Source organism: Nonomuraea sp. H19 (assembly GCF_052068215.1).
Classification (GTDB): domain Bacteria; phylum Actinomycetota; class Actinomycetes; order Streptosporangiales; family Streptosporangiaceae; genus Nonomuraea.
In genome coordinates, this window is record NZ_JBQHCV010000025.1 from 26,400 (window position 1) to 43,192 (window position 16,793).

Here is a 16,793-nt window from a genome sequence, read left to right on the forward strand (position 1 = left end):
ACCGCCTGACAGGAATCGGCGCACTGGTCCTAGGATCTCGGTTATGGCAATGTGCGAGCATCTTTCCCAGGCCGGCGACCCCGCCGCGCGGACTCCGGACGGCTGCGAGGAGTGCCTGGCCGTCGGGGGCCGGTGGGTGCACCTGCGGCGCTGCCTGGCGTGCGGCCACATCGGGTGCTGCGACTCCTCGCCCGAGAAGCACGCCACGGCGCACTACCACGCCACCAGCCATCCGGTCATCCAGTCGTTCGAGCGTGGCGAGGGCTGGCGGTGGTGCTTCCCGGACAGCCAGATGGGCTAGGACCCGGACTTCAGCGTTCCAGGATGGCCTCCTCGAAGTCGAGCTGGGCCATCACCTCGCGCAGGACCTCGTCGTCGAGGCGGCGCTCGTCGCGCAGGCGTACGAAGACCACGCGCTCGGCCTGCAGCATGTCGCGCCGCAGGCGGCGGTAGAGGGCGCTCGGGGTCTCCGCGCCGCCGTGGCCCGTGCCGCCGCCGAGGCGTTCCCACGCACTCAGCGAGCGACGCCACGACTTCTCCCTGAGCTGGGCGATGACCTGCTTGCGGATCTCGTCGGGCTCGCCCTCCTCGGCGACCAGCCGCTCCAGCTCGGCCACTCCCGCCTCCAGCGCCGCCTGCTGGGCGGCGGCCTCGGCCAGGCGGTCCTCGTACTGCTCCTGCTCGCTCGACACGCGCAGCCGCCTGATCAGTGCGGGGAACGTGGTGCCCTGGATGAGCAGGGTGCCGATCACGGTGGTGAAGGTCAGGAACAGCAGCATGGCGCGGTCGCGCGCGGGGACCTCCGGCGGGATGGCGAACGCGGCCGCCAGCGACACCACGCCGCGCATGCCCGCCCAGCTCAGGATCACCAGATGCGGCATCGTCGGGGACGGCGTCTTGGCGCGCACCCTGATCAAGGGCGCGACGGAGAACACCCAGACGAACCTGCTGACGATCGTCACCGCGAGGACCGCGGCGGCGTACCCGGCGACCTGCCACGGGCTGTAGCCGCCGATGCCCTCGATCACGGTCACGAGTTGCAGCCCGATCAGCGCGAAGACGATCGTCTCGAGGAAGAAGTCGGTGACCTTCCACACCGCGTCCGACACCAGCCGCGTGCCGAAACCGCGCAGGTGCATGCGGTAGCCGAGGTAGAGGCCGACGATCACCACCGCGATCACGCCGGAGGCGTGCACGGACTCGGCCGCGGCGAAGGCGGCGAACGGGATCAGCAGCATCAGCGTGTTCTCGACCAGCGAGTCGCGCGTGTGCTGGAACACCCAGGCGAACGCGAACGCCAGCGCCAGCCCGATCGCGACCCCGCCCACCGCCGCGATCAGGAACTGGCCGACGCTGTCGAGCAGGTCCACGGCGCCGCCGATGGCCGCCGCGATCGCCACCCGGTACGCCGTCAGCGCCGTCGCGTCGTTGAACAGGCTCTCGCCGATGAGGATCGTCAGCGTCTTGCGCGGCAGGCCGAGCCGCCGGCCGACCGCGACGGCGGCCACGGCGTCGGGCGGGGCGATGATGGCGCCCAGCGCGAACGCCAGCGCCAGCGGCAGCGTCGGCAACAGCAGGTGCACGACCAGGCCCACCACGGCCGTGGTGAACAGCACCAGCCCGATCGACAGCAGCGCCACGGATCCTTTGACGTCGCGCAAGCGCAGGTAGGAGCTGTCGAGCGCGGCCGAGTAGAGCAGCGGCGGGAGGAACACGAACAGCACCAGGTCCGGGTCCAGCGGCACCGCCGGCACCAGTGGCGAGACCAGTAGCCCGGCGGCGACCAGCAGCAGCGGGGCCGGCCAGCCCCTGCGCCGCGCCACGGCCGCCACCGCTATCGCGCCGCCCGCCATCAGCAGCAGCTGCAGGCCCAGAGTCAGATTCACCGGCGCTCCTTCTGCCTCGGCCCGATCACCACGTCGCCGTGAGCGTACCCGGTGGCCGAAACAGGAGCGTCACCACTCCCGGCGATCGCTCCGTTCGTGGTAGTCCGGCTGCTCGGGGCGCAGGCGCTCGCCCGTGGAGAACGGGTCCCCGACGTACGGGGCGGACATGTTGCGGTCGGGCTGCTGGTACGGCTGCTGCTCCTGCCGGCCGAGGGCCATCAGCGGGTCCACCGGGTTGGGCGGCGGCGTCTGGTACGCCGAGTAGTCGTCACGGACCGGCTGGGGAGCCGACCGGGGCCGGCCCGCTCCGGGGATGCCGTGCATGGGCGTGCCCAGGCCCGCGGTGGCCTGGCTCTGCTGCGGCTGAGGCTGGGGCTGCTCCTGGTAGGCCTCGCGCCGGCCGTACGGATCCGACGAGTATGGGTCCGACGGGTACGGGTCCGCCGGGAAGGCGTCGGCCCGGTGCTGGTCGGATCGGTGCTGGTCGGATCGGTGCTGGGCGGGCTGGTAGGGGTCGGCGGTCTGGGAAGGGAAGCCGAGTGGGTCGGTGCTCAGCGGCGAGGGGCGGCGCTGGTCGGAGGGCAGCTGGTAGACCGGCTCGTTGTCGGCGTACTGAGAGCCGGTGAAGGTCTCGGGCTGCGGCTGATGGCGGTGGTCGGCGGCGTACTGAGGGCCGCTGAAGGGATCCCCGGTGTACTGCGGACCGCTGAAGGGGTCTCCGGTGTACTGCGGCTGCGGGCCGCTCAAGGGGTCCCCGGTGTACTGCGGACCGCTGAAGGGGTCCCCGGTGTACTGCGGCTGCGGGCCGGTCGCATCGACGTATTGAGGGCCGGTGAAGGGCGTCCGCTCGCCGTAGGCGGGATTCGCGTCCCTGGGGGCCGTGGTCTCGCTGTACGAGGCGACGAGCTTGTCCTGAGGCGCCGGGCCTCTCGCCACGAGGACGTCGTTGGGCGACAGCGCGGCTGTGGGCCGGTCGTCGGGCTGCTGCTGGTGATGGTGCTGCTGGTGCTGCGGCTGCTGGTGCTGCGGCTGCTGATGTTGCGGCTGCTGATGCTGCGGGGCGGGCTGCTGCGGGCGCTGGTATTGGCCGGTGCCCGGGATGACCTCGGTGCCCGGATCGTGCGCCGGCACAACGGGCTGCTCGCCCGTAGCCTCTGCAAAGCCCTCGTCGAGGGTGTCGAGCAGCCTGCCGACGTCCTCCATAGGCATGCGGAAGCTCGCTGTGCACATCTCTCCACGCCACAGGCTGAGCACGAGGGTGCCCTCATGCCACGTGACCCGGAGGCACCGCTCCTGACCTCGTGCATCGAAGAAGACTTCGCCGAACGACGGCAACGGGACAACTTCCGACATGGCAGACATACTGCTTTAACCAGCCTTTTTCGTCCACTCAACCCCGGAAAACCCTTTGGAACCGGCCTTCCCAATTACACCGTAACTCCATCTGATCACACACTGGACGATCGAGTTTGACCAGTTGGAGTCCCGATCGCCCAGTGTGCCACGCGTGCCGCCGAAACGATTCGGGAACGCCGGGATGCGTATGGCCGATCACACCGCGTTCGGCACGGCGACCGGGAAAATGCGGGTAGCGTTTAGTGCCGTGCCGGACTCCCATCTCCCGTCAGTGGACGAACTGCTCACCATCGCGGTCAAAGCTCTCGGAGGGAGCGAACGGCAGGGCCAGGTGACCATGGTCCGCGCCGTGCAGCAGTCCATCGACGACGAGCAGCACCTGGCGGTGCAGGCGGGCACGGGCACCGGCAAGTCGCTGGCGTACCTCGTGCCGTCGATCCGCCACGCCATGGACAGCGACTCCCCCGTCGTGGTGTCCACGGCCACGATCGCGCTGCAGCGCCAGCTCGTCGACCGCGACCTGCCCAGGCTTTCCGAAGCGCTGGCCAAGGAGCTGCCCCACGAGCCCACGTTCGCGATCTTGAAGGGCCGCCGCAACTACCTGTGCCGCTACAAGGCCACGGCGGGCTGGCCCGAGGAGGACGAGCAGGACCAGCTGTTCGACCCGCGCGAGGTGAGCGCGACAGGCCGCATGGTGCAGCGCATCCAGGAGTGGGCCGAGGAGACCGAGACCGGCGACCGCGACGAGCTGGTGCCCGGGGTGAGCGAGCAGGCCTGGCGGCAGTTCTCGGTGAGCGCGCAGGAGTGCCTGGGCGCCAACCGCTGCCCGAGCGGCGCGGAGTGCTTCGCCGAGCTGGCCAGAGCGCGGGCCGGCGAGGTCGATGTGGTGGTGACCAACCACGCGCTGCTGGCCATCGACGCCATGGGCGACCTGCCGGTGCTGCCCGAGCACGAGGTCGTGGTCGTGGACGAGGCGCACGAGCTGGTCGACCGGGTGACGTCGGTGGTGACCGCCGAGCTGTCGGAGGCGTCGGTGGCGCTGGCGGTGCGCCGGGTCGGCAGGCTGATCGACCAGCCGATCGCCGACCAGCTGCTGGAGGCGGGTGAGGACCTCAAGGCGCTGCTGGCCGCCGCGCCCGCGGGCCGCATCGACGAGCTGCCGCAGGTGCTCGGCCTGACGCTGCAGCTGATCCGAGACACCGCCTGGCGGTGCATCACGGCGCTGGGTCCGCGCAACGCCGACAAGGATGATCCGGACAAGGCGGGGCAGCGCAAGGCGGCGTTCACGGCACTGGACGAGGTGCACGACACGGCAGTACGCATGCTGGAGGCCTACGGACACGCCTCGGAGGCCGACCGGGCGGAGGTCGTCTGGCTCGACGGGGGCACCGACCGTCGCCCGCCCATGCTGCGGGTGGCGCCGCTGAGCGTGAGCGGCATGCTGCGCGACAAGCTGTTCGGCGAGCGCACGGTGGTCCTCACCTCCGCGACGCTGGCCCTGGGCGGCACGTTCGACGCGCTGGCCGCGCAGTGGGGGCTCGGCGACGCCAAGGGCTGGCAGGGCATCGACGTGGGCTCGCCGTTCGACCACCCCCGCTCCGGGATCCTGTACGTCGCCAAGCACCTGCCGCAACCGGGGCGGGACGGGCTGCCGCAGCAATACCTCGACGAGATCGCCGAGCTGATCGAGGCGGCCGGTGGGCGCACGCTGGGGCTGTTCTCGTCGATGCGCGCGGCCAAGGCGGCCACGGAGGCGCTGCGCGACCGGCTGGACGTGCCGCTGCTGTGCCAGGGCGACGACTCGACGATGCTGCTGGTCAGGCAGTTCGCCGAGGACGAGCCGACGTGCCTGTTCGGCACGCTGTCGCTGTGGCAGGGCGTGGACGTGCCCGGACCCTCCCTCCGCCTGGTCATCATCGACCGCGTGCCCTTCCCCCGCCCCGACGACCCGCTCACCTCGGCCCGCCAACGCCACGTGGCGGCGAAGGGCGGCAACGGCTTCATGGCGATAGCGGCCAACCACGCCGCCCTGCTCCTCGCGCAGGGGGTGGGCCGCCTGATACGCGCCCAGGACGACAAGGGCGTCATAGCGGTCCTGGACCCCCGACTGGCCACCGCCCGCTACAGCGGCTTCCTCCTCGGCTCGCTGCCGCCGTTCTGGCGCACAACGGACCCCGCGATCCCGAGGGCAGCGCTGAAGCGCCTGGCGGCAGAGAGCTGACCGGGCGGAGCAGGCCCGGCTTTTGAACCACGGAGCCGGTCAAGCGTGCGCACCGTAACGGCGCTCAGCCGGTGAAGGGTCAGCGGCCGTTCCATGGAGGGCCATCAGCCGAAATATGGCGGGTGGCAGGCCACGGCACCGCCGTAACATATGGGCTTCTCACCGGGGTCGGCAGCCGTTTCCTGGAGTGCCTTCAGCCGAAGTGCGGCGGGTGGCAGGCCACGGCACCACCGTAAAATGTGGCAGGCCACGGCAGCGCCGTAAAAAAATATGGGGGTTAAATCTCCCAGGGAGACAGCTCGGGACGCTTGGGGGAGACCCCGTCGCCGGAGGAAACCCCCCGGAGGCGACGGGAGACCCAGGGGAACAGGTGCTCGCGCAGCCACTGGGCGTCTTCTCGCCGACGAGCGCGGGGATCGACCTCTCTCGCCGGCCACTCCTTGCGCCAGTCCTCGAAGGGCACTCCCAGCACATCCAGCACCCGCGCCGCCACCAGCCGGTGACCGTCCTCGTTCATGTGCAGCCGGTCCGCGCTCCACGCCCGCCAGTCGCGCAGCCCCTGCATCGACCACTGGTCGACGAGCCGGCATCCATAGAGGTCGGCGATGGACCGCACGTGCAGGTAGAAGATCGCGAACCGCCCGCGCAGCCGCCGCATCAGCGGCGTGTCGCGCGGGTCCACGCCCGTGAACAGCAGCACGTCCGCGCCGCCCGCCCGCAGATCACGCACCGCCCGCGCGACCTTCTTGGCCATGACGTCCGGATCGCTGCCCGGCCTGAGCAGGTCGTTGCCCCCGGCGCAGAAGCTGACCAGGTCGGGCGCCATCTCGACGGCCAGCGGCACCTGCTCGGCGACGATCTGGTCGAGCAGTTTGCCGCGCACGGCCAGGTTGGCGTAGCGAAAGGAAGGGTCGTCGGCGGCGAGCCGTTCGGCCACCCGATCGGCCCAGCCACGGTAGTGCCCGTCGGGACCCGGGTCGTTCAGCCCCTCGGTGAAGCTGTCGCCCACCGCGACGAAGGACTTGTAGTGCCTCATGAGGTGGTCGTCATCTCCGCGATAGCCTGCAGCGCAAGGACGTACGACTGTAGTCCGAAGCCCGCGATCGTGCCCGTCGCCACCCCGGCGACAACGGAGTTGTGGCGAAACTCCTCCCTGGCAGCCGGGTTGCTGATGTGCACCTCGACGAGCGGGGCGGTGCGCTGGGCGATGGCGTCGCGCACGGCGTAGGAGTAGTGGGTGAACGCGGCCGGGTTGAGCACCACCGGGATGCGGCCGTCGGCGGCCTCGTGCAGCCAGGCGATCAGCTCGGCCTCGTCGTCGGTCTGGCGCACCTCGACGTGGTGGCCGAGCTTGCGGCCGGTGTCGCGGCAGAGCTCGGCCAGGTCCTCGAACGTCTCCGCGCCGTACACGTCCGGCTCCCGGGTGCCGAGCCGCCGCAAATTGGGCCCGTTGAGCACGAGGATCATGCGGAGATCTCCTTGTAGGCGGCTTCGAGCATCTCTTCGGCGGGGTCTTCCAGGCGGCTGGGCCTGGCCAGGTCGTCCAGCACGACGAAGCGCTGCTTGGCGCCGCGGTTCTTCTTGTCCAGGCGCATGTGGTCGCGCAACTGCGGCCAGGCGTCGGCGCGGTAGGAGATGGGCAGGCCGACGCCGGTGAGGATGGATCGGGTGCGGTCGACGAGGTCCGCGCGGCCGGAGAGCCTGGACAGCTCGGCGGCGAAGACCATGCCGATGGCGACGGCCTCGCCGTGGCGGATGCCGTAGTGCTCGTGGCGCTCGATGGCGTGGGCAAGCGTGTGGCCGTAGTTGAGGATCTCGCGCAATCCCGACTCGCGCAGGTCGGCGCCCACGACGTCGGCCTTGACCCGGATCTTGCGTTCGATCAGCTCGCGGGTGTGGGGGCCGTCGGGCCGGGTGGCGCCCTCCGGGTCGGCTTCGATGAGCGTGAGGATGGCGGGGTCGGCGATGAAGCCGCCCTTGATGACCTCGGCCAGGCCCGCCACGTAGTCGGCCCGCGGCATGCCGGCCAGCGTGGACAGCTCGCACAGCACGCCCGCGGGCGGCAGGAAGGTGCCCACGAGGTTTTTCCCCTCGGGGGTGTCGATGCCGTTCTTGCCGCCGACCGCCGCGTCCACCATGGCCAGCAGCGTCGTGGGCACGAGCACGACCTGGACGCCGCGCAGCCACGTGCCGGCCACGAACCCGGCCAGGTCGGTCGTCGCTCCCCCGCCCACGCCCACGACGGCGTCGGAGCGGGTGAGGCCGTGCCGGCCGAGCGCGGACCACAGCTGCGCCGCCACCTCGACGGTCTTGGCCTGCTCGCCGTCGGGTACGGGCAGCTCGACCACCTCGTAGCCGCTCGCGGACAGCGCTTCGCAGACCGGCCCGGACAGCTCCGGCAGGCTTTCGGGGCGGATCACGGCGACCAGGCGCACGCCCGGCTTGAGCAGCGTCGTCAGCTCGGCCAGCACGCCGGTGCCGACGACGACGTCGTAGGGGTGGTCACCGCGTACGGTGATCCTGGTCGCGGTCATGCGGGCAACCCTCTCACGATCTCGTCGGCGAGCTCTTGCGGCTCGCGCTTGTCCGTCACCACCGTGGCCACGGCCAGCCGCTCGTAGATGGGCCGCCGCTCGTCCATGAGCTTCTTCAGCTGGCTGCGCGGGTTGAGCACGAGCAGTGGCCGGGCGGAGCCGAGCCCGACGCGCTGGACCGCGTCGGCCAGGCCGACCTGAAGGTAGACGACGTGGTGGCCCTCGAGCAGGGCTTGCGTCTCGGCGTTGAGCACGGCGCCGCCGCCGAGCGACAGGATGCCGTCGTGCTCGGCCAGCGCGCGGCGCACGGCGTCGTGCTCCAGCTCGCGGAAGCGCGCCTCGCCGTCCTCGACGAAGATGTCGGAGACCGGCTTGCCGGCCACGGCCTCCACGTCGGCGTCGGTGTCGCGGAAACCGACGCCCAGCCGCTCGGCCAGCAGCTGCCCGACTGTGGTCTTCCCGGACCCGGGAGGCCCGATCAACACGATCGTCGTCATTTGATCACCATCGAGGAGAGGTAGCCGGACAGGTTGCGGGCGACTTCTTCGACGGAGTCGCCGCCGAACTTCTCGAGCGCCGCGTCGGCCAGCACCAGCGCGACCATCGCCTCGGCCACGATGCCGGCCGCCGGGACGGCGCACACGTCGGAGCGCTCGTGGTGGGCCTTGGCCGCCTCGCCGGTCTTGACGTCGATCGTGGCCAGCGCCCTGGGCACGGTGGAGATCGGCTTCATGGCGGCGCTGACCCGCAGGATCTCGCCGTTGGTCATGCCGCCCTCGACGCCGCCCGCGCGGTTGGTGATGCGCTTGACGCCGTCTTCGGCGGTGTATTCGATCTCGTCGTGGGCGCGGGAGCCGGGCCGCCTGGCGGTCTCGAATCCGTCGCCGACCGCGACGCCCTTGATCGCCTGGATGCCCATGAGCGCCGCGGCGAGCTTGGAGTCGAGCCTGCGGTCCCAGTGCGTGTAGCTGCCCAGGCCGGGCGGCAGGCCGTAGGCGAGGACCTCGACGACGCCGCCGAGCGTGTCGCCGTCCTTGTGGGCCTTGTCGATGACGGCGACCATGGCGGCGCTGCCCTCGGGGTCGGCGCACCTGACCGGGTCCTCGTCGATCCTGGCCAGCTCGCCGGGGCCCGGCAGGATCTCGGACGGGGTCTGCGCACCGCCGATGGAGGTGACGTGGCTGATGATGTCGACCGCGAGTGCCTGCTTGAGGAAGCGCCTGGCGACCTCGCCGAGCGCGACGCGGGCCGCGGTCTCCCGGGCGCTGGCCCGGTCGAGCACCTGCCTGGCGTCGTCGAAGCCGTATTTCTGCATGCCCGCCAGGTCGGCGTGCCCCGGGCGGGGGCGGGACCTGGGGGCGTTGCGGGCCAGGCCCTCGAGCTCGGCCGGGTCGACCGGATCGGCCGCCATGACCTTCTCCCACTTGGGCCACTCGGTGTTGCCGATGCGGATCGCGACCGGGCTGCCCATCGTGCGGCCGTGCCGCACGCCGCCGACGATCGTCACCTGGTCCTGCTCGAACTTCATCCGGGCGCCGCGGCCATAGCCGAGCCGGCGGCGGCGCAGGGCCTCGTCGATCGCGGCCGTGGTCACCTCCACTCCGGCAGGGAGGCCTTCCAGAATGGCAACGAGTTCGGGGCCGTGGGACTCTCCGGCGGTCAACCAGCGCAACATGCGTACAAGTCTTCCATGCGCGGCCGGGTGAGACGTCCCGCGTTCACCGGTCGAGACACAACACGGTGAACGCGCCGAGCAGCATGAACGGCCCGAAGGGGAACTGGGTGTGCCGGGTGCCGCGCCGGGTCGCCAGCAGGGCGAGCCCGTAGAGGGCGCCGAGCAGGTGCCCGCAGAAGGCCGCGACGACCCACGCCTGCCAGCCCAGCGCCGCGCCGGCCAGGCCGATGAGCCCGGCCAGCTTGACGTCGCCCAGTCCCATCGCGTCCGGTCTGAGGAGCCACAGCAGCCCGTAGACGGCCGCCAGCGCCGCCCCGCCGGCCAGGGCTCTGGGCAGCTCTCCTGTGGGAAGCAGGGCCAGGGCCATGATCGGGTACGCGGGGAGCGTGATCGCGTCGGGCAGCAGGGTCGTACGCCAGTCGATGACGGCCAGGGCTGTGCCGATCACGGCGAACGGCACATAGGGGAGGCCGAGCCGCCAGGCGACGAGCGCGGCCACGGCGGCGGTCACCAGCTCGATGTTCGGCGGCCAGGACGGGCCGGGGACGTCGTCGTAGGAGTCGGCCAGCGCCCTGATCCGGTGTCCGCAGACCAGCCCGGCCAGCGCCATGAGTGCGACCACGAGGCGACCATAGTGCGGCCCGCACGCGACGGGCGGTTGTTCGACGGAAACGGCCCCGCCGCCGGCCGCCCGGACGAGCAGCAAGAAAGGCCTCCCTATTGCGGTCGGCGTGCCGATCACGGACACTTCCCGCGTGGACAGGGATCGGTTCGCGAGGATCGCGGTGGTCATTGCGACCTTCGTGCTGGCCCCCGTGCTGCTGGAGATGCTGGCGTGGTACATCGAGGGCGAGGACTACAGCGCCTCCCGCGCGGTCACCGTGCTGGCCGTGGTGGCCGGGCTGGCACTGATCGCGCTCGTCGCCGGCCGGGTCCGCGGCAGGCTGCCCATCATGCTGGTCACCGCGATGACGGTGGCCGCCGCCGGCGGGCTGATCCTGGGATTCGCCGCCGGATTCGGGCCGGTGCTGTGGAACCGCGGCCTGTCCGGCGAGCTGCTCGGCCTGTCGATGATCGGGATCGCCGCGTTCACCGCGCTGACCGGCGGCTACCTGCTGATCCTGTTCCGCCGCGGTCTCTACGTGCCGCATCTGGAGGCCACCGCGACCCCGTCCCCGTCGACCACGAAGCGCAAGGTGATCGGGGAGTCGGAGATCCTCATCCGCAGCCAGCAGGAGATCAGTCCCGCGCTGGAGAAGGCGCTCGGCTGCTGCGTGTCCGTGATCGATCAGGAGGATCTGCATTTCGTGGCGTTCTTCGGCCCGGAGGGCTGCGCGTTCTACACCGACGTGCTGGACGACGCCGACCTGCAGCATTTCTTCCACGACTCGACGCCGGAAGAGCGGCGGACCACATACCTGAAGCTCGGCCGCCAGCTCGACTGGCTCGGCCACCGGCTCGGCACCCATTTACGGTCGATGGAAAGCGGCACGGTGATCAGGACGGTGCTGGACGTCGAGCGCGGCGCCCTCTACCACTACTGGGTCGACCACGGCCGCTACATCATCGGCGTCACCCTGGACCAGCGCAAGGTCGGCGTGGCCGACGACAAGATGGCCAAGCTCGTGGACCTGATCCGCGGCCACTTCACGCTGCCGCCGATCAACCAGCGGTCCCGGGCCGAGCCCGGCGACGGGAACAACATCCGGCCGATCAGGAAAGACCAGGCGTGGCCCGAATCTGGCTCCTGATCCTCGTCCTGGCCACGGGATGGGGCACGGCGCTGCTCACCGGTGTCCGCGACCTCACGACGTCGCCGACGTACCTGCTGGCCAGCGCGCTGCTGCTGGCGATCGGCCTGTACGGGAGCACGCACGACATCGACCGGGCCGAGGCGCGCGCCCACGCCCGGCTGATCGTGCTGGCGGTCACGGTGGGGGTGGTGCTGAAGGCGGCGTTCATCGCCGGAGTGCTCTACCTGTTCACCGGAGATCCGCTGGCGCTGGTGCTCGCGGTCGCGGTGGCGCAGATCGACCCGCTGTCCGTCGCGTCCGTCATGGGCGACTCGCGGCTGTCGCCCAAGGCCCGCACGATCCTGGCGGCGTGGGCGTCGTTCGACGATCCGGTGACGGTCGTCCTGTCGGTGTACGCGGCGACGCTGGCGTTCTCCTCCGGCGGGATCACCGTGTCGCACCTGGCCGACCTGGGGTGGAACGCGCTGTTCGCCGCGGTGGCGTACGTGGTGTGGCGGCTGGTGCGGCGTGGCCCGGCCTGGCTGATCAACCTGGCGGCCGTCGCCGCGGTGCTCGTGGGCGCGTGGACGTTCCTGATGCTGGGGCTGGCGATCACCGGGCTGTTCCTGCGGCTGCCGGACGGGCGGCGGCTGGGGCAGGCGGTGGCGGTGGCGTTCCCGCTGGCGGCCTTCCTCATGGGGATGCTGCTGGTGGGCGGGGTGGCGCCGGCCGAGGGCGTGCTGCTGGGGGTGGTGGCGTTCTGCGCTCAGGCGCTCGCCGCCGTGGCGCTGACCTGGGGGCTGCCGATGATCGATCGGGTACGCCTGGCGCTGGCCCAGCAGAACGGGGTCACGGCGGTCATCCTGGCGCTGGTGTTCGAGCAGTCGCTGCACGGCTTCGTAGCGGTCGTGGCGCCGGCGGTCGTGGTCGTCAACCTCCTCCACGCCCTGGCCAACCGGGCGGCCGACACCTGGGAACAGCGCCGCTCAACCGTCCCCTGACCGGGCCCTCCGCCGGCTCGACGCTCCGCCCTCCGCGGCCGCGGCCTCCGTCCCTCGCCGGTCCGGCGCTCCGTCTTCCTTGGACGCGTGTCAGCCGCTGCGTCTGGAGAACCAGCGGCGTCTGCGCGCGCGCGATTGCGGCGCGGCCTCCACCCTGGCCACCGTCACGCCGGTGAGCCGGTCGAAGGCGCCGGACTCCACCGCCGCGAGCGCCTCCAGCACCTCCCCCTCGATCACGAACTGCACGGGACCGGCCACGTCCACCACGACCGCCGCCGCCTTCTCGTGCACGGCCGCCTGGCACACCTGGAGCGTGGTGGCCTGGATCGGGCGGGCGTCCGGCCGCCACCTGGCCAGGGCGTCCGTGCCGGTGAACGCGAGCACCGCCTCCCTGCCGTCCTGGCCGATGAGCTTGGGCAGCGCCATCTCGCTCTCCTTCTCCTGCCGCAGCCCGTGCGCGCCGACCTCGGACTCGGTCAGCATGGCGACCACGGGCACCAGGAGCCGGGCGCCGGTGAGGGCGTTCAGCACGTGGGCGGCGTCGGCCGTACCTGCCTGGTAGGCGGTGAGAGCGGCGGCCACCTCGGGTGCGGCGCTGCCGTCGTCGGCGGGGTCGAGAGGTTGCGGGATGCTCGGCACAACCTCCGAGACTACCTGCGCCGGGCCAGCCACGCGGGGACGGGTTGCCGGCGCGACCGGTACGCCCGCGCGACGGCGTCCCGCGCCTGCTCGACACCGTCCGCGGTGATCCGGTGGTAACGGCGGCGCGGGCGTCCGTCCGCCACGTGCGCCTCGGGGTCCTCCCACCGGCTCTCCACCCATCCGATCCGCTCCAGCCTGGCCAGGATCGGGTACACGGTGCCGCTCGGCATCTCGGCCAGCTCGCACAGCTCCAGTCCGTACCGCTCGCGAGCGCATCACGCCGTCGGGCGAGTGGCAGCTCTACGCCCCCTACGGCGTCGCCGACGCGTTCGACCTCGTCCTGCGCCCCAATCCACGGCAGGCGCCCCGGCACGTCTACGACGCCAAGGTGGCGTGGTGGACCGCCGCGTGGCCCGAGCTGACCGCGCTGCCCTGGAGGCGACTAACCGAGGTCCGCGATGGCGGCCACGGGGCCGCCCCCTGAGGGACCCTGGTGGACGGCGGCCACCGAGACGAAGACCGCCGGATCGCCCGTGACCGAGGCCGCCACGCCGCCCACCGCCGCCTTGATCTGCCGGTGCCAGTGCACGTCGGAGTCGTCCAGCATGATGTTGCGCCGCCCGCGCACCCGCCCCGACGGGTCTGCCTCGCACTTCATGAAGACGTTCACCAGCCGCCCGTCGAGGTCCGACGGGTGCGGCCGCTCGGGCAGCGACAGCCCGGAGTCCCTGATGGCCTCCCAGATGCCGTCGGCGTCCAGGGCGTCCTTCATGACGCTGTGGCCGATGCGGTAGCGCCCGCCGATCCCCCGTACGTTGCCCACGAGCACGATCTGCGCCCGGTCCAGCTCCACCCCGGACGAGCAGGAGGCCACGGACGAGTAGAGCGACAGGTCCTTGTGGATCTGGTCGGCGCGCGGCATGTCGATCTCGCCGAGCGCCACGGCGATGCCGAGGGCGGTGGTGGAGTTGGACAGGTCCATCGAGGGGCCGGTCTCCTCGATGGCGGTGTCCTGGCCGCGGCTCTTGGCGTCGGTGATGGTGGCCAGGGTGAGCAGCGGGGTCTTGGTCTGCACGTAGTGGACGTCGCGCGGATCGTCGATGCCGGCGATCTTCATCGCCTCGCGTACCCCGGCGGCGACCTTCTCCACCATGGCGGGGCGGCCGATGTCCTCGGGCAGGATCACCTCGCTCATCGCCACCCCGACCGACAGGCGCGGCTCGTCCGAGGCGGGGGCGTTCGCGGTGGTGGCGAAGACGGTGGCGTGCGGGCTGAGCACGCCGTCGGTGCCGCCCGACCACACCAGCGGTACGCTCTCCGGCGCCGGATGCCCGTGCTCGGTCAGCACCGCGCGGAAGGCGCGGTCGGCCAGGATGCGCGTGTAGTCGTTGACGCCGCCGTTGCCCTCGGTCTTGCCGATGACGGCGAGCACCCGGTGCGCCTCGATCACCCCGTCGGTGATGAGCCGCGACAGCCCGGAGGCGTCGGTGACGCTCTCGATCGGCACTTTGCGCACTTCGATCGGGTCCGGCATGCGACGCCCTTTCTTTCGTTTCACCGGTTCCCCCGCCATGGCGACGCTAGCCGAGCCGGTCAGCGGGGTTCATGGGCAATGTCTGCCCATGAACCCCGCCGCTCATGTCAAGGTGCGCTCAGCGCCACGCCCGGGGACGGCCGCGCGGCGCGGGCCGCCGGAAGATCCCGGCGATCCCGTCAGGCGGCGATGGCCGCGCGGTGGACAAAGGGGGTAGGAGCTGCTGGTGTTTGAGCGTGCATAAGGGTGCATGAAGTGCCCTTGGTTGCGTCGCGGCCGAAGTGCGGACGTGACGGCATGCACGCGGGTAAGGGTAGTACTCCTCATCGGTAAAGCGCTGGTGCATCAGAGCGGCCTGAGGGTTCCGGCCACCTCATTCGGTCTGTGGATGAGCCTGCCAGCGATATCGCGCGTACGTTCTACCCGACAGGGTCAACTCTTGGTATCCTTGCGATCACACAATGTGAAAGCTCTTGAGAGAGGCGGGTGCAGGTCATGCGGGCATGCCGGTTCGGCGGTTATCCGCAGGCGCCGACCGTGTGGTGTGCTTGGCCCGCCGCCCATCGACCGTGCCGGCATCGAGTTGGAGATTGCCGCGCATGACTGTATTGCGCCCGATCGAGGCGCCGTTCGTTGCCCCCGGCCTGTCCGGTGTGGCCGTCCGTGACCGGCTAAAGAACCTCACGACCGCCGACGAGCAGGTGCTGCGCCTGGTGGGCGCGCATCTGGGCGCGCTGGCCTCCGGTGATCTGAAGACCCGCTGCGCCGATGGGCTGGAGCACGACAACCGAACGTGGGCGGCGCGCAAACGCGAGCTGACCGGGTTGTCGTCGTCGCGGTGGGCCGGGGCGATCACCAAGGCCAGCCACGATCAGTGGGCGCTGGCCCGCCGCTGCCAGGCCGCGCACATCGCCGACCTGGAAGCCGCCATCGCCACCATCCGGCATCGGCTGTCGCTTCCGGTGGGCGAGAAGGGAACCCGGAAGGCTCCGGGCGGATACCGCTCCCGGCCGGAGTGGCACGCCAAGAGCCGCCGCCTGGGCGTGCTGGAAGACCGGCTGCAGCGGGAGAAGGCCGACCAGCAGGCCGGGATCGTGCGGGGCGGCAAACGCCTGGCCCGCACCCGGCACAACCTGGACGCCGCCGGCCTGACCGAGGACGAATGGCGGCAGAAATGGGAGGCCGAGCGCTGGTTCCTGGCTGCGGATGGCGAGTCCGGCAAGCGGTACGGCAATGAGACCATCCGCATCACTCCGGATGGCGAGGTGTCGATCCGGCTGCCCGCCTCGCTGGCGCACCTGGCCAACACGCCGCACGGCCGCTACGTCCTGACCGCCAGGGTGGCCTTCGCTCACCGCGGCACCGAATGGCGGGACCGGGTCGAAGCCAACCGGGCCGTGGCCTACCGCATCCACCTGGATGTCGATCGCGGCCGGTGGTACATCACCGCCTCCTGGCAGATCCCACCGGCCCCGGCCGTTCACCTGTCGGCTGCGCTCGCCGCAGGGGTGATCGCGGTGGACACCAACGCCGACCACCTGGCCGCCTGGCGCCTGGACGTCCACGGCAACCCGATCGGCAACCCGCGCCGCTTCCCCTTCGACCTGTCCGGGAACGCCGGCCACCGTGACGCTCAGGTCCGCCACGCGCTGACCCGGCTGCTGAACTGGGCCCGGACCTGCGGCGTGAAAGCCATCGCCATCGAAGACCTGGACTTCGCCACTGAGAAGACCCGGGAGAAGCACGGCCGCCGCAAACGCTTCCGCCACCTCATCTCCGGCATGCCCACCGGCAAGCTCCGCGCCCGGCTCACCGCGATGGCCGAGGCCACCGGCATCGCCATCATCGCCACCGACCCGGCCTACACCTCCAAGTGGGGCGCCCAGCACTGGCAGGCCCCACTGACCAGCAACAAACGCACGCCCACCCGCCACGACGCGGCCGCCGTGGCAATCGGCAGACGCGCCCTCGGGCACCCGATCCGGCGACGGACGGCACCGCCCCCTGCTCACCAGAGCGATGAGCAGGGGCATCGGACCGCCCAGGCCAGACCGGGCACCCGCGGGCGCGAGGAACCCCGCCCCCGCATCTCCGGACCACGGACACGATCCGCGCAGCCCGGATACGGCCAGAACGCGGGCAACCAGAACGCCCAACACCGTTCGGAGCGTTCGACTGAGCATGTGCAACTCATGCTCAGTCCTTAGGAAC

At 71.2% G+C, this 16,793-nt stretch carries 17 protein-coding genes; 6 read left to right on the top strand and 11 right to left on the bottom strand.

Translation table 11 applies throughout. The features are described 5' to 3' along the window. Positions 1–43 precede the first annotated feature (43 nt). On the top strand, positions 44–301 hold the full coding sequence (locus ACTMTI_RS41705; protein WP_441126325.1) for a UBP-type zinc finger domain-containing protein: 258 nt from the start codon (positions 44–46) through the stop codon (positions 299–301). A gap of 10 nt (positions 302–311) precedes the next feature. Here ACTMTI_RS41705 and ACTMTI_RS41710 read toward each other — a convergent pair whose 3' ends face one another. Beyond that, positions 312–1,886, bottom strand: coding sequence for a Na+/H+ antiporter (locus ACTMTI_RS41710; protein WP_441126326.1), 1,575 nt, complete (start codon positions 1,884–1,886; stop codon positions 312–314). Positions 1,887–1,955: 69 nt separating this feature from the next. Then, a complete protein-coding gene (locus tag ACTMTI_RS41715) occupies positions 1,956–3,239 on the bottom strand; it encodes a hypothetical protein (RefSeq protein ID WP_441126327.1) in 1,284 nt (427 codons plus the stop codon). A gap of 229 nt (positions 3,240–3,468) precedes the next feature. On the opposite strand from ACTMTI_RS41715, the gene ACTMTI_RS41720 reads away from it, so the two are divergent. Continuing rightward, a complete protein-coding gene (locus ACTMTI_RS41720) occupies positions 3,469–5,463 on the top strand; it encodes an ATP-dependent DNA helicase (RefSeq protein WP_441126328.1) in 1,995 nt (664 codons plus the stop codon). 277 nt (positions 5,464–5,740) lie between these two features. Here ACTMTI_RS41720 and ACTMTI_RS41725 read toward each other — a convergent pair whose 3' ends face one another. Genes ACTMTI_RS41725 through ACTMTI_RS41750 form a run of 6 tightly spaced genes read right to left on the bottom strand, consistent with a single transcriptional unit; the run spans position 5,741 to position 10,378 of the window. Further along, positions 5,741–6,499, bottom strand: a complete 759-nt coding sequence (locus ACTMTI_RS41725; RefSeq protein ID WP_441126329.1) for an SGNH/GDSL hydrolase family protein — start codon at positions 6,497–6,499, stop codon at positions 5,741–5,743. Then, positions 6,496–6,930 (bottom strand): type II 3-dehydroquinate dehydratase, encoded by a 435-nt coding sequence (aroQ, locus tag ACTMTI_RS41730; protein ID WP_441126330.1) that lies wholly within the window; start codon positions 6,928–6,930, stop codon positions 6,496–6,498. The genes ACTMTI_RS41725 and aroQ overlap by 4 nt, the downstream gene beginning before the upstream one ends. After that, a complete protein-coding gene (gene aroB / locus ACTMTI_RS41735) occupies positions 6,927–7,997 on the bottom strand; it encodes a 3-dehydroquinate synthase (protein ID WP_441126331.1) in 1,071 nt (356 codons plus the stop codon). Before aroB ends, aroQ begins: the two co-directional genes overlap by 4 nt. Beyond that, positions 7,994–8,494: a shikimate kinase gene (locus tag ACTMTI_RS41740; protein ID WP_441126332.1), complete on the bottom strand. Its 501-nt coding sequence runs from the start codon at positions 8,492–8,494 to the stop codon at positions 7,994–7,996. The genes aroB and ACTMTI_RS41740 overlap by 4 nt, the downstream gene beginning before the upstream one ends. Then, positions 8,491–9,672: a chorismate synthase gene (gene aroC, locus ACTMTI_RS41745; protein WP_441126333.1), complete on the bottom strand. Its 1,182-nt coding sequence runs from the start codon at positions 9,670–9,672 to the stop codon at positions 8,491–8,493. Before aroC ends, ACTMTI_RS41740 begins: the two co-directional genes overlap by 4 nt. A gap of 43 nt (positions 9,673–9,715) precedes the next feature. Next, positions 9,716–10,378 (bottom strand): prepilin peptidase, encoded by a 663-nt coding sequence (locus tag ACTMTI_RS41750; RefSeq protein WP_441126334.1) that lies wholly within the window; start codon positions 10,376–10,378, stop codon positions 9,716–9,718. 49 nt (positions 10,379–10,427) lie between these two features. Between ACTMTI_RS41750 and ACTMTI_RS41755 the strand changes: the two genes are divergently transcribed. Together ACTMTI_RS41755 and ACTMTI_RS41760 are read left to right on the top strand one after the other, a co-directional pair. Next, positions 10,428–11,423, top strand: a complete 996-nt coding sequence (locus ACTMTI_RS41755; RefSeq protein WP_441126335.1) for a hypothetical protein — start codon at positions 10,428–10,430, stop codon at positions 11,421–11,423. Then, positions 11,402–12,406: a hypothetical protein gene (locus tag ACTMTI_RS41760; protein WP_441126336.1), complete on the top strand. Its 1,005-nt coding sequence runs from the start codon at positions 11,402–11,404 to the stop codon at positions 12,404–12,406. The genes ACTMTI_RS41755 and ACTMTI_RS41760 overlap by 22 nt, the downstream gene beginning before the upstream one ends. A 90-nt stretch (positions 12,407–12,496) precedes the next feature. On the opposite strand, the gene ACTMTI_RS41765 is transcribed toward ACTMTI_RS41760, so the two are convergent. Together ACTMTI_RS41765 and ACTMTI_RS41770 are read right to left on the bottom strand one after the other, a co-directional pair. After that, entirely contained in the window at positions 12,497–13,045 is a 549-nt protein-coding gene (locus ACTMTI_RS41765; protein WP_441126337.1) for an SseB family protein, read from the bottom strand. Between the two features lie 11 nt (positions 13,046–13,056). Further along, positions 13,057–13,278, bottom strand: a complete 222-nt coding sequence (locus ACTMTI_RS41770) for a PadR family transcriptional regulator (RefSeq protein ID WP_441126338.1) — start codon at positions 13,276–13,278, stop codon at positions 13,057–13,059. A 44-nt stretch (positions 13,279–13,322) separates the two neighbouring features. On the opposite strand from ACTMTI_RS41770, the gene ACTMTI_RS41775 reads away from it, so the two are divergent. After that, positions 13,323–13,532 (top strand): nucleotidyltransferase family protein, encoded by a 210-nt coding sequence (locus ACTMTI_RS41775; RefSeq protein ID WP_441126472.1) that lies wholly within the window; start codon positions 13,323–13,325, stop codon positions 13,530–13,532. On the opposite strand, the gene ACTMTI_RS41780 is transcribed toward ACTMTI_RS41775, so the two are convergent. Then, positions 13,491–14,582, bottom strand: a complete 1,092-nt coding sequence (locus ACTMTI_RS41780) for a ring-opening amidohydrolase (RefSeq protein ID WP_441126339.1) — start codon at positions 14,580–14,582, stop codon at positions 13,491–13,493. The genes ACTMTI_RS41775 and ACTMTI_RS41780 overlap by 42 nt on opposite strands. Before the next feature lie 599 nt (positions 14,583–15,181). On the opposite strand from ACTMTI_RS41780, the gene ACTMTI_RS41785 reads away from it, so the two are divergent. Further along, a complete protein-coding gene (locus ACTMTI_RS41785; protein WP_441126340.1) occupies positions 15,182–16,789 on the top strand; it encodes an IS200/IS605 family accessory protein TnpB-related protein in 1,608 nt (535 codons plus the stop codon). Positions 16,790–16,793: the final 4 nt, after the last annotated feature.